Below are 15,388 nucleotides of genomic sequence, written 5' to 3'. Positions count from 1 at the left end.
AGCAGAAAGAAATTTTTTTCGTAAGTTTTTTCTTGAAACTTTGTGAAAGTCACGCCCAAACCATCGTCAAATCACAAAAAGGGTTTGCGGAAAACATCCCGCAAACCCTTTGCTTACTTGTTTAGATACTCATGATTAATTTCAGAAATTAACCAACGTTTTATTGAAAATACTTGTTTAACGGACCACCAGTACCGAAATTGGCGCATGCTTAGCCATGTATGACGCTTGCGAACCAAAGTATTTGGCCATTCCCGTCTTAGAAGAGGAACCAATTACTAATAAATCCGGGTTAACCCGTGGAATTACGTTTTTAACGATTGTTTCGCCGGCTTCCCCTTCTGCAATATAGGTTTGCACTTTCTTAATTCCAAATTCAAGCGCAATTTTTCGGTAATCTTGCAAATGCTTTTCCAATTCAGCCCGTTTTTGGGTGATGAAGTTTTTATCCAACGCCTGGTAAATATTAATGTCGTTTTCTTCAATGACCGTTACCAAGTCTAATTCAGCATCATCTTGCTTAGCCCGGTTCATTGCAAACCGAAAGGCTAATTGTGCGTCCGGGGAATCGTCTACCCCGACCAAAATTTGACTGAATCTTCTTGGGTTCAATTCCCGCGTACTACTCATCTCAATTCCTCCTATTATACTTCCTTAGCAATCGTGAAATTATCCATCTTGGTGCGCACCAGCAACACGTCAACTGGCGCAATCCGAACCACGTAATCAGCTACCGAACCGAGCAGCGTTCGTTGTAACGCGTTTAGCCCCGTAGATCCCATCATAATTAAGTCCGTCCCTAATTTTTCTGGTAAATCAGTAGCTACTACGGTCTTCGGGTCGCCCGCTTCCACGTACACATCTATATCAGTAAAGTGATACTTCTGCTGAATTTGTTCCTTAATACTATCGACATATTCCTTAGCATGGAGGAGGGATACTTCGACGTAATTCATGTTAGTACCCATATGCCCATAAATATCCATAAAACGTGAGGACTGGATGACGGTAACCACGTCTAAATGCCCATGGTTACGTTGGGCTACCGAAATCGCCTTCTTCAGCGCCCATTCACTATTAGCAGAGCCATCAATTGGTACTAAAATTTTTTTATACTCGAGCATGTCCATCACTCCCATAATTTATGTTTCTATTATAGTAAATTTCCTACGAGAGCGCTACCAATCCCCCATAGCAGAACGGATTCCGTTCGTTATGCCGTTGTGCAACGTTAATCACGTTGCCAGCCGTGCTAAATATATTACCTTAGGAAGCGATGTGCGACCATTACCATTTCTTGGTTTGTCTGCACGAGGCCATCTTTTACCCACTGCACAACCATCTGGTTCAAGCCACCAGCCGCAAAATTAACCCACATTACCGGGATATCTGTGCGTAACTTGAAAATCCCTTTTTCAATTAAATCAGTTAAGTAAAAATGTAATTTGTTGTATAAGCGGTCGTTTAAGTCAGCATCAATTAAAATTCCAATGTAGTAGGAGTTTTTTCGGCAAACCGCAAAATAAGCCTCTAAAAAGGCACTAATATCGTGGTTAGGCCGGGTCATCAAGTAGTTAAAAAAGTCCGTAAAAATCTGGTCAATTTTATAGTCAATGATTTGATCCTTCGATTTAAAACTTCGGTAGTACGACATCCGCGACACTGACGCAGTCTGACAAATGTTACTAACTGATATGCTGGCTAACTCATTATCCTTTAACAACTCAAATAACCCGTCGACAATTTTCTTTTTTGTTGCTTCATGATTAGCCATTTCTATCCCTCACAAAATTCTCACTAAGTATACTTCATGACAAAAACCCTTTAAGCTGTTAACGATGTGTTTAGCCCGGGTCGATTTGGAACAAATTCCAAACACGGTTGGGCCGGTTCCGCTCATCTGCGCTGCATCCGCCCCAAATTGTTTAATCTTGTCCTTAATTTTTAGTACTTCCGGATGTTCTTTTCCGGTTACTTGTTCTAAAACATTCCCCATATAACGACAAATACTATCATAATCCTCGCGTTCAATCGCGTCGAGCATCAATTTAATATTAGAGTGCTGTAAAGCCTGATGTTCAATTTTACTAATAATATGGGGTGTGGAAACGCTAAGTTTGGGTTTGGCAATCACTACCCACATGGGGGGCAATTTTTTTAAGGGAATCACCTGCTCCCCTTTTCCCAAAACGTGTGCCGTGTGCCCATAGACGCAAAACGGAACGTCTGAATCAATGGTTAACCCAATTTTAGCTAATTCCTGATTATCTAACTTTAAATCCCACAATTGGTTTAAACCGCGTAACACCGCTGCCGCATCCGAAGATCCGCCGCCTAATCCAGCAGCCACTGGAATATGTTTTCGAATTTCAATGTTCACTCGCGCGCGGATTTGGTACTTTTCTTGCAAAACTCGGGCTGCTTGATACGCTAAGTTCCGACTATCGTTAGGTAAAAAACCAGTATTCGTTCGCACCTTAATTCCCGTGCGCCCTGGAATACTTTCAATCTTGACATAGTCCGCTAAATCAACCGACGTCATAATCATGTTCCATTCTGGTAAACCATCGGGATGATTGAATGGCGTGTCTAAAAAAAGGTTCAATTTAGCAGGAGCTTTCTCGGTGATTTCCATTTACTCCACCCGCTTTGTTTACTTTTAATACTGATTATACTAGAAAATTAAACAAAATAAAAAAGGGTGTTTAACATAAAGTGAAACTTAACCCTAATTATTAGTGAAATTCAATGCCTAAATTAATTAGTAACGGTAGCCCGAAGCATAACTAGGTGTAATAGCTAATTGATGGCTTGCAGATTTTTTTACCAAAACCAATTTTGGTTGCAAATAAAAAGACCGCACAATCTAATTGACTGTGCAGTCTTTTGCTGTCTCAAACAACAGCTTTTTTCCATACTTAAGAGCCGCGCGATTGGGCATCAATCAACCAATGGCCACGGCTCTTAGAGTTTGATTAGCTAGAAGTTATTCTGCATCAAATTCTGCTTCGGCTTCTTCGTCCTCGATGTCTTCGGTGTCTTCTTCACCATCAGTTTCATCGTCAAAGTTTAGTTTGATGTTTCTAGTTAAAATGTCTGTATAACTATACGACACACGTTCGAAGGAGTTCTCGTCTTGATCCAAATCAACTACGAAAACGGCTGGGTATGTCATGTGCAATCGTCCACGCCGTTTGGTAACTTTCTTGCGGCCAGCCTGAGCGACTACCAATAATTCTTCCCCGATACGATTATCGAGTTTATCTTTTATTGTAGCTAGTGTGATTGGCATTAACTTCACCTTCCCATGTGAAACATTCTATCATAGTTTCACAAAAGATGCAATTTTACCACACCAACAATTGAATATCAACGCTTTACATTTAGTTTTTTTGTGCTTTATTTCAATTAAAACGGTTTATTTACGCTTTAATCCCGCGGTTTGAATTTGGTTGTGCAGTTTGATGAAATCAACCACCGTTAACCGCTCTGGACGGATGTGCGGGTCAATTTCTAACTCGTCTAATACGAATTGGATTTTTTCCTTAGTTTCCGGTGCCTTGCCATACAACCCCTGCATGTTATTCCACAAGTTCTTTCGCCGGTGCATAAAGCATCCGTGCACCGTTTTGAAGAAATCACGGTCGTCTGCAGGATAAACTGGCCAATCTTTGCGCGGCGTTAAGCTAACGATCGCAGAATCCACCTTAGGCTGGGGAACAAACACCCGGGCGGGAACCGTGAACTCTACCTGAGTTTGCATGCGATACTGCACCACGACGGATAACGAACCGTATTCCTTATCCCCAGGCTGCGCAGTAAGCCGATCGGCAACTTCTTTTTGCATCATCACCACCATCTTCGCGATTGGCAAAGAGCTTGCCATAAACGATTTTAAGATGGGGGTGGTAATGTAATACGGCAAATTAGCCACTAGCTTAATCGGGTGCTGGCCATCGAAATGTTCCGCGACCACTTCGTTAACGTTGGCTTTAAGAACGTCTTCGTTAATGATTGTTACGTTATCGTACGGTGCTAACGTCTCGTCTAAAACGGGAATTAAATTTTGGTCAATTTCAAAAGCCAAAACTTGGTGAGCCCGCTTCGCAATTTGTTCCGTAAGGCTTCCAATTCCGGGTCCTACTTCAATTACGTCATCCCCATCATCAATTTCAGCCGCATCTACAATGTTAACCAACACGTTCGGATCGGTTAAAAAGTTTTGACCTAAACTTTTTTTGGCGGATAAGCCATATTTTTCTAAAATTGCCCGTGTCCGCGTGGGATTGCCAATCTCAATCTGATTCTTCATACTTTCCTCCGTCAATTTGTTGAACCGCTTGTTCAAAATCACTTTTTGCCACTTGGAATAATTGCAGCCTTTTTGGTAGCTGCTTGGCGTTTACATAGCCAATTCCCAATATTTCGCCTAATTTAATCCGGCGCTGTTTAGCTTCTTTGCCAACAATTAATCCAGCCTCCATTAAATCATCTTGGGAGATTTGAGGCAACGCTTCGTCATCTTCCGTATAAAGGTGCTCTAATGCATGCCGAATTGCTTCTGGGCTAGCGTGTTCGACCCCTAGACTACCCTTGTGATCGGGAACGGCATCGCTGCGCTTTAAGAAAGCGTGCTTAACGTTCGGCACTTCGGCCGCGATGGTTTTACGAATTTTTTCGCCTGAAAAATCAGGATCGGTAAATACAATTACTCCCCGCGTTTCTTGTAATTGCTGAATTTGTTCAATCGTTTCGTCAGATAACGCCGATCCCCGCGTTTCTAGAGTATCCGCGTTAACCGCTAAATTAATTCGTTTGGTGTCGTCTTTTCCTTCAACTACGATTACTTCTTTAATTTTCTTCATTTTCAATCCCATAAAGTTTGCATGTATTTTCAAATGTGGCTTTTGCTAATTCATCCGGATCCATGTCCCGGTGACGTGCTAATGCTTCCAACACGTAAAGCGCGTAAGCCGGTTCATTTTGCTTACCGCGCAAAGGTTCTGGTGCCAAATATGGCGCGTCGGTTTCCACCATGATCCGATCTAAGGGGACCTGGCGAACGGCTTCGTGGACTTCCTTAGTTTTCTTGAAACTTGCCACCCCGCTAAACGAGATGTTTAACCCCAGTTCTAAAAATTTTTCCATCCAAGCAATGTCGCCGTTGAAACTGTGCATTACGCCCTTAATTGGGTGCGCACTGGCATTTTTTAGAATCTCGTAGGTATCTTCCATCGCGTCTCGGTTATGAATGGCAATCGGTAAGTTGTGCTCCTGTGCGATTTGGATTTGTTCCGCAAAAACCCGCCGTTGCGTTTTTTGGGGCGACGTATCCCAATGATAGTCTAATCCAATCTCTCCTAAAGCCACTACTTTAGGATTTTTCAACTGTTCCAATAACGTTGCTCGTTCAGATTCGTGGAAATCTTTTGCGTCTTCCGGGTGCCATCCCACGATCGCGTACGTGTGAGAATATTTTTCAGCTAATTCTAGAGCCCGCTGGTTTAAGACGGTATTAGAACCGACTTGGGCGGTGGCCTTAACCCCTAGCTTACGGGCGTGATCAAGGTATGCTTGTTCATCTCCCCAAAAAGCATCGTCATTTAAATGAGTGTGTGAATCAAAAATTTTCATCTTGATTACCTCCCCAACTTTTAACTTGGGCTTAACGCCCATCTACTTAATAGCAAAAAAGCTGGGGTGAACAACGTTTTTCCCAGCTTCTTCGCATTTTACTTATCAATTCCAGGTTCTTAGGATAAATACAGCGGGAGTGGCCGCTTTGCCGAAATCGGCTCCGTAACCCAGCTCTCTCCGGTTAACCAAATTATCTAATCAATCACCTATCCCGCGATTAATTAAATAATTCCGTTAATCCTTGCGCTACTTGGCTGCTTTGTCGAAATCGGCTCCGATCCCCTAGCTTCTTCCGGTTAACCAAATTATTTAACCAATCGCCTAACCCGCGATTAATTAAATAATTCCGTTAATCCTTGCGCTACTTGGCTGCTTTGCCGAAATTGGCTCCGTAACCCAGCTCTCTCCGGTTAACCAAATTATCTAACCAATCGCCTATTCCGCGATTAATTAGATAATTCCGTTAATCCTTGCGCTACTTGGCTGCTTTGTCGAAATCGGCTCCGATCCCCTAGCTTCTTCCGATTAACGGAATTATCTAATCAATCGCCTATCCCGCGATTAATTAGATAATTCCGTTAATCCTCAAGAGCTGCTCGGGTTACTCCGCCCTCTGGTTTTTATCCCAGCACATCTCCATTTTCGTGTTTTTCGTCCACCATTACCACGTTTACTTGGCCATCGCGTTCCGTTGACAAGATCATTCCTTGACTAATTTCGCCGCGCATCTTTCTTGGCTTCAAGTTGGCAACGATCACTACCTTCTTACCCACTAATACTTCTGGGTTTGGATACCATTGTGCAATTCCGGATAAAATTTGGCGTGGTTCTTCATCGCCCGCGTCTAATTTGAACTTCAATAACTTGTCAGCGCCCTCTACGTGGCCCGCTTCCAGAATTTCTGCTACCCGTAGTTCAACTTTATCGAATGCCTCAATACGAATTTCTTTTTTAGCTTCGTTTACGTTTTCTTCCGATGCCTTTGCTTGATTTGCTTCTGCCATTGCTGCCCGTCCCTTCTTTTTGTCTGATTGAGTCATTTGGCCCTTCAAAAATGCCGCTTCTTTTTCAATATCTAGTCGAGGGAAAATTGGCGTTCCCTTTTCTACCACCTTAGTACCGGCTGGAATTTCGCCAAAACGTAAGCCTTGAAGTTCCATCGTTGCCGGATCCAAACCTAGTTGACCGAAAATCTTCGCTGGTGATTGCGTCATCACCGGTTGAATCAAAATTGCGATGATCCGTAAGCTTTCCGCAAGGTGGTTCATCACGCTAGCTAATTTTTGTTTTGATTCTTCATCATCGTTACGTGCTAAAATCCATGGAGTAGTTTCATCAATGTACTTGTTTGAACGAGAAACTAGCTTCCAAACTTCAGCCAATGCGTCACTAAAGTGCATACTTTCCATTAATTCTTGATAATTTTTAATGGTTTCTGCAGCAACCTTTTCAAGGTCCTCATCGACTTCGTTAACCCCGCTTTGGAACGTAGGAATCACGCCGCCTTCGTACTTATTAATCATGGCAACGGTCCGGTTCAATAAGTTCCCTAGGTCGTTTGCCAAATCAAAATTAATTTTAGAAACAAAGTCTTCCGGCGTGAAGTTTCCGTCATTACTGTAAGGCATCGCCTTCAATAGGTAGTAACGAAGCGCGTCTAACCCGTATTTTTCCACAATGGTTTCGGGATAAATTACGTTTCCCTTTGACTTGGACATCTTGTCGTCCTTCATCAACAACCAACCATGGCCGTAAATTTGTTTTGGCATTTCTAATCCCAACGCATGCAACATGATTGGCCAATAAATAGTGTGGAACCGTACAATTTCCTTACCAACCATGTGTACGTTAGCCGGCCAGTAACGTTCAAACAAGCTGTCATCGTCACTACCGTAGCCTAATGCGGTGATATAGTTAGAAAGCGCGTCGATCCAAACGTAAATTACGTGTTTAGGATCATTTTTGACCGGAACGCCCCACTTGAAGCTTGTCCGGGTCACCGCTAAATCCTCAAGGCCTGGCTTAATGAAGTTGTTGATCATTTCGTGCATCCGGCTAGCTGGTTGAATAAAGTCGGGATGCTTTTCGTAGTAATCTAGCAACCAGTCCGCGTACTTACTCATCTTGAAGAAGTATGATTCTTCCTTAACTAATTCAACTTCGTTACCAGAAGGTGCTTTACCACCAATCACCTTGCCGTTTTCGTCACGGTAAACCTCAGCTAATTGGGATTCGGTGAAGTATTCTTCGTCAGAAACGGAGTACCAGCCTTCGTACTCGCCGAGGTAAATGTCACCTTGGTCAAGTAACTTTTGGAAGATATATTGAACGGACTTTTCGTGAGCTTCATCGGTAGTCCGGATAAATTTGTCGTTGGAAATTTCGAGTAATTTCCAAAGTTCTTTAATCCCTTTAGCCATGTCGTCTACATAAGCTTGGGGGGTTGTGTACAGAGCTTCTGCCTTTTGTTCAATCTTCAAGCCGTGTTCGTCAGTACCGGTTAAAAAGAAGACGTCCTTGCCTTGTAACCGTTGAAAACGGGCTTCCGCATCGCAAGCAATCGTGGTATAGGAATTACCAATGTGCAATTTGCCGGATGGATAATAAATCGGTGTTGTAATGTAATAAGTATTATTTTCTGCCATCATGGTTCCTCAATTCTAGTCTAAAGATAATTACTGTTATTGTACCATATAGCACGCGGAAAAACGGGCACTTCCCGGGCTAAAATAAGTCTAACTGCATCGGTCCCAGTCCCGTAAAATGAATTCCCAGGAGTTCTTGCAATTCTTTAGCGTTGGCTACCGCATCGTGATTCCCGTTATTGTTAAAAATCACCATAACGTCTTGGACCGATTCCGCAACTGCCTTGATGGATTCCGCTAATTCTTTTAACTCTGTAGTCGAATACCGGTAGTTGGTTCGTTCGCGCCGCCAGTTTTTTCCACTACTGAACCAGCCGCTGGCGTTGCGCCCGTGTAGCCGGAAAAACGCCTGTTTTGTGCTGGTGACTTGCAAAACAAACGGCATCCCTTGGTTGCCATCAAAGGGTTCGTCCACCGTCACGTTAACCATTCGTAGCCGTTGCAAGTACGATAAAGTATCCTCCGTCACCGCGTCGGTAAACCAACTAGCGTTACGAAATTCTACGGCAATCGGGAGCTTACCCATCATTTGACGAATCTCGAATAGATAACGAATATTTCTTAGTTCACAACGAAACGACGGTGGAAATTGAAAGAGCACCGCGGCTAGTTGGTTAGTTTTCACTAAGGGTTGCATGACCTTATAAAAGTCGGTGAATACCATCCGCCGTTCGGTAGTTAAGTAGTCTTCATCGACTACCCCATCATGGAGCGTCATCGCTTGGTTAGCCTTAAAAATGAACCGAAACTGTTCCGGAACTTGGTGCTGCCAATTTACCACGTTGGATAAGGAAGGCGTCGCGTAAAAGGAGCTGTCGACTTCCACCAATGGAAAGTGACCAGCGTATTCCGTTAACGTGGCCTTTTCTTTTCCTTCCGTCGATAACGCCGGATGGTCTGTCCACGTACTTAAACCAATTTCTATCATTTGAATTCCTTTCTAAATAAAAAACTGAAATTCAAATCCAAAGTTCACGGTTAGTTTGATTTCAGTTTTATTAATATTTATTTAAAAACCACCAAAAGTGTCGATAAAATTACCATTACTAAGTTGATTTCCATTAAAAGCACGTCGATCCACCGACCTTCAACCCGGTGCCGAATCGGCTTAATCAAGAAAATCAACAGTCCGACGTAGCTAATCGCTATCAACGGTGCCCATAACCACATTCCTAGGGCCCCAATCAAGAACAGGCCACAACCGATTTTTTCGGCTTGCGACAATGGCCAAATCGGGTCGTGAGCGACCATTTTTTGTCTCCGTTGTTTAGCGTTCGTCAACCGCCAGATGTCATAGATCTTGGCGATAATTGTAATTAAGGTTGCCCCAAATAGTACGGTTCCTGCCGCCTCGCCAGCTGCTTCTTTACTAAAGAAACCAAACCCGATTGCGCAGGCAAAAACCACTAGAATGCTCATAAAAAGTCCTACAAACTCTTTAGTTTCGGAAACCTGTTCGGTAACCGATTCTTTGCGCGGAGTTAACCGCCTAATTTTCAAAATCATGTGAATCAACGCATACGCAACCGCTCCAACCACGATTAACGAAAAGAACAGGATCGTCCAAAAATCAATCTTGCCCACTAACATGCGGAACATAAACAAGAATACCGCCACTAATGAAAGTATCCCGGCAAAACCTGCCGTAATTCTCCAACCTTTTTCACTCATATTTTCAATGTCTCCAATTTACACATGGAATCAGTACCTAATAATTCTACCATTTAATTTTCTGCCTAGCTATCGGGATTCATCTTTAACATCTTTCTTACCTAAATGTTATATAATGTAGTAAACGAAATGAGGTGAGCACATGAATAAACCATTGTATAAATCATCCACTGATCGGGTAATCAGCGGCGTAATTGGTGGCTTTGCGGAAACGTACCACGTGGACGCGAACCTATTACGAATTATTTACACTGCCATCACCGTCTTTACTGGTTTCTTCCCCGGCCTCATTATTTACCTAGTTGCCATGATGGTCGTTCCTGAAAAACCATAATTGCTTCATTTAAAACGAGCCCAGAGAAATTTGTTTTGCAAATTTTTCTGGTTTTTTATTATGCTCATCTTTTTAGCCGTGTTTCGTTAAGAATGTCGACTTCCAACCATGTAAAAACTCCGGTCACCGTCGAAGACCGCAACCAGAGTTTTGAATTAATAATTAAATTAGCGAATGGTGTACGGCATCTTAATTTCGTCAAAAAAGTCTTTAACGTTCTTCGCATACAATTCGCGGAAGTACTCATCGCTAGGCTTGTCCTTTGGGGTGGGGACTACAAAAGCGTTTTGTTGGTCGCCAATTCCTAGTCCTACAAAGGCCCGGGTATCCTGAGCTTTTTCGTGTAATTCCGAATGGTAAATTTGGAATAGTTGTTTAACGGATAGCCGTAATTGACGTTCGCTAAATACGCTGCCTAACGTAGCAAATTCCAACGCGTGAAGTTCCGGCAAGCCCCATTCTTGGAGCTGCTGATCTACCAGCGTAAATGCTTTGACCACTTTTCGGTGTAAATCAAACGGACTGGTGATACTGCGTTGGTTTAATTTTGCCATCATTTTTTGGGCAGTTGCAAACGTGGTTGGATAATCCGCGGTTAATTTTGCTTCATAATCAGCAAGGTGGTCACCGTAAAAATTAATCGCGTCCATCATCATGATTAACCGGATTGCGCTAAAGCCATCTACTTTACCATCCGTTTCCGGTTCCACCGCGTCCTGAATTCCTTTCAAGAACTCGGCTTCCACCTGTTCATCAATCAGGTCGTGACGGCGTTGTTCATCAACTACCACTTCGTGAGCAATCACATCGTAAAGCTCCGTAATTAGAAACATTAATTGTTGGTCAGTTTCCCTTTCGCCAGTCGTTAACCCAAAGTATAGTTGCGGAAATCCTTTCAGCACCATCAATAAATGAATTAGTTCGTGGGAAGCCGTGTAGTTAGGCGCGGTAATATCATCCACCTTAATTAACATTTTACCCGGCTCGTGGAATTGTTGGGCCTGGTCGTGCCGAACGAATCCGGCCTGCTGGTCACCAAAGCTTAAACGGATCTCCCCCGGGAAGATTGCGTTAACGGCTTCTAACAGTGATTTTACTTGGTCATTAACCTCTACATTACTCATCAAGATCCTTCTTTCTCATTTGTTCAATAACTTTTTGGGCATGGGTGGCGTCAATCCGCGATTCTTTTAGCAATCGCGGTACCGCCTCGTTTAACTTAGTTGCGGGTAACCCGTGTTCTAGCAAAAGTGATTTTGCCTGTAGTCGCATGTGGCCGTGCTGGATTCCTTCGGTCACGATGGCTTTAAGGGCCGCCAAATTTTGGGCCAAACCGACCGCGCCAATCACTTCCGCAAGCTGGTTAGCACTATCGACTTGAAGAAGCTCCAGGTTCAATTGGGCTTGTTCATTAATCCCGATTGATCCGCCGACCGTAGCGACCGGTAACGGTACTACCAGTCGGCCCTGTAACTGGTGATCAACTACTTGCCAAGTACTTAGTCCCCGATACTGTCCGTCACGCGCCGCAAATGCGTGCGCACCACTTTCAATTGCCCGCCAGTCGTTTCCGGTAGCCATCACTACGGCGTCAATTCCATTCATAATTCCCTTGTTATGGGTGGCCGCCCGGTACGGATCTACCTGGGCAAATTCGCTTGCATCAGCGATTTTTTGGGCCACTGCGGGATCAATAACCGTGGCGGGAATCGTGCAAGTAACCGTAGTCAGCGCTTGATCAGCCAAGTTAGATAGAATTGCCATTTCTACACCAATTTCAGCCACCTCAAATTCCGTTTTCAAGGCTTCCAGCATGGTGTTAATGGTGTTGGCACCCATCGCCTCCCGTGTATCTACCAGTAGATCCACGGATATTTGGGTAGCGGATAACGGACGTGGCATAATTTTTAACGCACCGCCCCCGCGCTTTTGCATCGAGGGGTGGGCAGCATTGGCGACTTCTAGTAAATGCTCTTGGTGGTCAACTACCCATTGGCTAATTTCGATACTTGCCTTTGTGTTAATTAACAACTGGCCCCGCATTAGGCGCTGGCTTTGGGCTTGAAAGCCGCCAGCTTGGCAAACTAACTTAGCTCCGTTGCTGGCCGCCGCAATCACGGAAGGTTCTTCAGTGACCATGGGAACCACGTGTTCCCGTCCGTTGACCTGAAAGTTCACCGCAATTCCTTCTGGGACTTTAAAGTCAGTTAAATAGTTCTCGATTTGTTGTTGTCGAACGGCATCAATCGGCAACTTAGCTAACGTTGCCACCCCTACGCCAGTTAATTCCGACAATAATTCCAACTGGGCTTGGCGGCTTAACCGATGGTATCCTTCAATCATAAATTAGCTCCCTTTGCGTGTTGGTTAATATATTCTGAAATAATACCTTCCCGAACTCCACTTTCCGAGAAGATCACCCGGTCTGAATCAATCATTTGCAACAGCATTACTAAGGGTAACACCCCGCCCACAATAATGTCGGCCCGGGCGGTTTCCAAGCCAGCAATTTTTTTACGATTTTCCAGGTTACGGGTGATTAAGGAACGGAAGGTGCGGTTGATTGCTTCCGTTTTTAAGCGATAGCCATGAATGTTGTTTACGCGGGCAATTTTTTGCCGGCAACGGTTGATCCGGGCTAGCGTTCGGTTCGCGCCTCCTAACAAAACTACTGGTTTATTAAAGGCATCCATAATCCACCAAACGTCACGGAGTTGCTTGTTAACAAACATTTCGGCAGAAAATAAATTATCTCCCCGAATTACGTTGTTCAGGTGGAATCGTTCCGAAAGCGACACTGCCCCGATCGGAATACTGATCATGTTTCGCGCCTTACCATTATGCACGTCAATTAACTCGCAACTGGCTCCGCCGGTATCCAAAATCAAACAATCCTTAACTTCTAAGGAGTTAATCACTCCAAGGTAGTCGTAGTAGGCTTCATCGTCTCCCGACAAAACCTCTAATTTTATTCCCGTTTCGCGTTGAACGCGTTTTAAAAAGTCTTTTTGGTTACGGGCCATCCGCACCGCCGCCGTGGTAATCCCGCGAACTTCAATTCTCGGGTACTCTTCATAAATTGCTTTAAAACGGTGAAGTGCTTCAATCGTCCGGTTGATTGCTTGTGGTCGAAGCAAGCGTTCGCGTCCCATACCTTCAGAAATTCGCGAGTCTTCTTTAACCCGCCTGATTTCCCGGAACGTGCCTTCATCCGTAATCGAGTTAATGGCCATCCGTACCGAATTCGACCCTAAATCGACAATTACTAAATTTTTCATTATGGGATCCTCATTTTAATTGATATATTCATTTTTTATTTTACCATTCCAAATGGTTGAGCGCGTTAAAGAGTTGGCAAATCTAGTAAAACCTTATCAATTAACGTCCCGTAATTATTATTAAAGAAATTTGGTCCCGTCATTTTGCCAGGCGTGGGAAAGTAAAAAAGAGCTCTCTTAGACTTTAAAAATCCTGAGGGTCCCTTTTTAATTGGCTATCCTTTGCTAATAGAGAATCGTGCTCCAGAACTCAATTTCTTCCGGTTAACCAAATCAAAGCCTTAATCACCCAAACCGTGATTAAGGCCTTGATTTTGTGCTTTCCTGCTGCATAGTCGAAACGGGTTTTCTGCCCCAACTTCTTCCGGTAACCAAATTAGGGCCTCAATCGCTAAAACCACGATTAAGGCCCTAATTCTACGCTTTTTTGCTACACAGTCGAAACGTGCTCCAGAACTCAATTTCTTCCGGTTAACCAAATCAAGGCCTCAATCACCCAAACCGTGATTAAGGCCTTGATTCTGTTAATTCTCGGAAATTCCCGAGTTCTTCCGCACTCTATTTTTTAAAATAATTCAACCCAATTGCTTCCCGCACCTCGTTCAAAGTTTGGTTCGCAATTGCATTTGCCTTTTGGCTTCCCTCTTCGAGAATTTGATAAACTCCCGCAAGGTCTGCCGCGTAACTTTCCCGGCGTTCCCGGATTGGTTTCAATTCCGCTTGAAGAATTTCGTTTAAGTAACGCTTAATCTTAACGTCGCCTAACCCACCAGCTTGGTAATGATCCTTCAATTCTTGAACCTTTTCCTTATCCGGATCAAAAATGTCGAGGTAGGTAAAGACCGTATTACCTTCAATGTGTCCGGGATCCTCTACACGAATGTGTTGTGGATCGGTGTACATTGACATTACTTTCTTTTGAATCGTGTCCGCGTCGTCTGCCAAATAAATGGCGTTGTTCAACGACTTAGACATCTTAGCATTTCCGTCTAAACCAGGGATACGGCCCATTCCCTTTGGTGGGAAGTAGCCTTCTGGTTCCACAAGGACGTTTTTACCATAGATATTGTTAAAGCTCCGTACAATTTCGCGAGTTTGTTCCAACATTGGTTCTTGGTCATCCCCAACCGGCACCGTATCCGCCTTAAACGCAGTAATGTCGGCCGCTTGACTAACTGGGTAAGTCAAGAAACCAGCTGGAATACTTTGGCCAAACGCCTTTTGTTTAATTTCAGTTTTAACGGTCGGGTTGCGTTCCAAACGCGAAACGCTAACCAAGTTCATGTAGTGTTGGGTAAGCTCACTAAGCGCTGGAATTTGTGATTGAACAAAAATGGTCGACTTCGCTGGATCGATCCCTACCGCCAGATAATCGAGAGCCACTTGGATAAGGCTATTGCGAATCTTTTCAGGATCCCGAGCGTTATCCGTGAGCGCCTGCATATCAGCGATCATGATGAAGGTATCGTAATCCCCCGTGTTTTGAAGTTGGACCCGATTTTTTAGCGAACCCACATAGTGGCCGATATGTAACTTTCCGGTTGGCCGGTCGCCGGTCAAAATAACTTTTTTGGCTGTCATTTCTTTTCCTCCAATAACTTACTTTAATAAATAAAAAAGCCTATCATTCAAAATTTGAATAATAGGACGAAATCTCGCGGTACCACCTAAATTGTGACTTTTCTATAAAGTCACCGCTCACTTGAAAGATAAGGGATTTCGCCCTACGTAACGTAACTAATCCATTTCGCTTGCCGTGGGATTTTTCAGCAATCCTCCCTCTCTGTGTGTGGCTTACTACTTCACTTCCATTCTATAGGAAT

At 43.8% G+C, this 15,388-nt stretch carries 16 protein-coding genes; 1 reads left to right on the top strand and 15 read right to left on the bottom strand.

Going from position 1 to position 15,388, the window contains the following annotated elements:
* Positions 1 to 177 precede the first annotated feature (177 nt).
* From NYR25_01075 to NYR25_01025, 11 genes are all read right to left on the bottom strand, one after another.
* The gene (locus tag NYR25_01075) at positions 178 to 630 is read right to left on the bottom strand and encodes a universal stress protein (GenBank protein ID UWF34029.1); all 453 of its coding nucleotides are present in this window, start codon (positions 628 to 630) and stop codon (positions 178 to 180) included.
* A gap of 14 nt (positions 631 to 644) precedes the next feature.
* Complete coding sequence (locus tag NYR25_01070; protein UWF34028.1) at positions 645 to 1,124, bottom strand: universal stress protein; 480 nt, start codon at positions 1,122 to 1,124, stop codon at positions 645 to 647.
* 137 nt (positions 1,125 to 1,261) lie between these two features.
* Positions 1,262 to 1,774, bottom strand: a complete 513-nt coding sequence (locus NYR25_01065) for a TetR/AcrR family transcriptional regulator (GenBank protein ID UWF34027.1) — start codon at positions 1,772 to 1,774, stop codon at positions 1,262 to 1,264.
* Between the two features lie 9 nt (positions 1,775 to 1,783).
* Positions 1,784 to 2,635 carry a 4-(cytidine 5'-diphospho)-2-C-methyl-D-erythritol kinase gene (ispE, locus tag NYR25_01060; protein UWF34026.1) on the bottom strand — a complete coding sequence of 284 codons (852 nt, stop codon included), beginning with the start codon at positions 2,633 to 2,635 and terminating at the stop codon, positions 1,784 to 1,786.
* Between the two features lie 351 nt (positions 2,636 to 2,986).
* Entirely contained in the window at positions 2,987 to 3,292 is a 306-nt protein-coding gene (locus NYR25_01055; protein ID UWF34025.1) for a Veg family protein, read from the bottom strand.
* Positions 3,293 to 3,418: 126 nt separating this feature from the next.
* Positions 3,419 to 4,312, bottom strand: a complete 894-nt coding sequence (gene rsmA, locus NYR25_01050; GenBank protein ID UWF34024.1) for a 16S rRNA (adenine(1518)-N(6)/adenine(1519)-N(6))-dimethyltransferase RsmA — start codon at positions 4,310 to 4,312, stop codon at positions 3,419 to 3,421.
* A complete protein-coding gene (rnmV, locus tag NYR25_01045) occupies positions 4,296 to 4,865 on the bottom strand; it encodes a ribonuclease M5 (protein ID UWF34023.1) in 570 nt (189 codons plus the stop codon). The genes rsmA and rnmV overlap by 17 nt, the downstream gene beginning before the upstream one ends.
* Positions 4,852 to 5,634 (bottom strand): TatD family hydrolase, encoded by a 783-nt coding sequence (locus tag NYR25_01040; protein UWF34022.1) that lies wholly within the window; start codon positions 5,632 to 5,634, stop codon positions 4,852 to 4,854. Before NYR25_01040 ends, rnmV begins: the two co-directional genes overlap by 14 nt.
* A 623-nt stretch (positions 5,635 to 6,257) precedes the next feature.
* Positions 6,258 to 8,285, bottom strand: a complete 2,028-nt coding sequence (gene metG / locus NYR25_01035) for a methionine--tRNA ligase (GenBank protein ID UWF34021.1) — start codon at positions 8,283 to 8,285, stop codon at positions 6,258 to 6,260.
* A 76-nt stretch (positions 8,286 to 8,361) separates the two neighbouring features.
* A complete protein-coding gene (locus NYR25_01030) occupies positions 8,362 to 9,210 on the bottom strand; it encodes a DUF72 domain-containing protein (protein UWF34020.1) in 849 nt (282 codons plus the stop codon).
* 77 nt (positions 9,211 to 9,287) lie between these two features.
* Positions 9,288 to 9,953: a hypothetical protein gene (locus tag NYR25_01025; protein ID UWF34019.1), complete on the bottom strand. Its 666-nt coding sequence runs from the start codon at positions 9,951 to 9,953 to the stop codon at positions 9,288 to 9,290.
* Positions 9,954 to 10,095: 142 nt separating this feature from the next.
* Here NYR25_01025 and NYR25_01020 point away from each other — a divergent pair, with 142 nt between their 5' ends.
* The gene (locus NYR25_01020) at positions 10,096 to 10,287 is read left to right on the top strand and encodes a PspC domain-containing protein (GenBank protein ID UWF34018.1); all 192 of its coding nucleotides are present in this window, start codon (positions 10,096 to 10,098) and stop codon (positions 10,285 to 10,287) included.
* A 167-nt stretch (positions 10,288 to 10,454) separates the two neighbouring features.
* Here NYR25_01020 and NYR25_01015 read toward each other — a convergent pair whose 3' ends face one another.
* The 4 genes from NYR25_01015 to trpS form a co-directional block, all read right to left on the bottom strand.
* Entirely contained in the window at positions 10,455 to 11,411 is a 957-nt protein-coding gene (locus tag NYR25_01015; protein ID UWF34017.1) for an IpaB/EvcA family protein, read from the bottom strand.
* A complete protein-coding gene (locus NYR25_01010) occupies positions 11,404 to 12,630 on the bottom strand; it encodes a hydroxymethylglutaryl-CoA reductase, degradative (GenBank protein UWF34016.1) in 1,227 nt (408 codons plus the stop codon). The genes NYR25_01015 and NYR25_01010 overlap by 8 nt, the downstream gene beginning before the upstream one ends.
* Positions 12,627 to 13,565: an exopolyphosphatase gene (locus NYR25_01005; protein ID UWF34015.1), complete on the bottom strand. Its 939-nt coding sequence runs from the start codon at positions 13,563 to 13,565 to the stop codon at positions 12,627 to 12,629. Before NYR25_01005 ends, NYR25_01010 begins: the two co-directional genes overlap by 4 nt.
* Positions 13,566 to 14,123: 558 nt before the next feature.
* The gene (trpS, locus tag NYR25_01000) at positions 14,124 to 15,146 is read right to left on the bottom strand and encodes a tryptophan--tRNA ligase (protein UWF34014.1); all 1,023 of its coding nucleotides are present in this window, start codon (positions 15,144 to 15,146) and stop codon (positions 14,124 to 14,126) included.
* Positions 15,147 to 15,388: the final 242 nt, after the last annotated feature.

Source organism: Pediococcus acidilactici (assembly GCA_024970065.1).
GTDB lineage: Bacteria > Bacillota > Bacilli > Lactobacillales > Lactobacillaceae > Pediococcus > Pediococcus acidilactici_A.
This window is presented reverse-complemented; position numbering and strand designations above follow the sequence as displayed.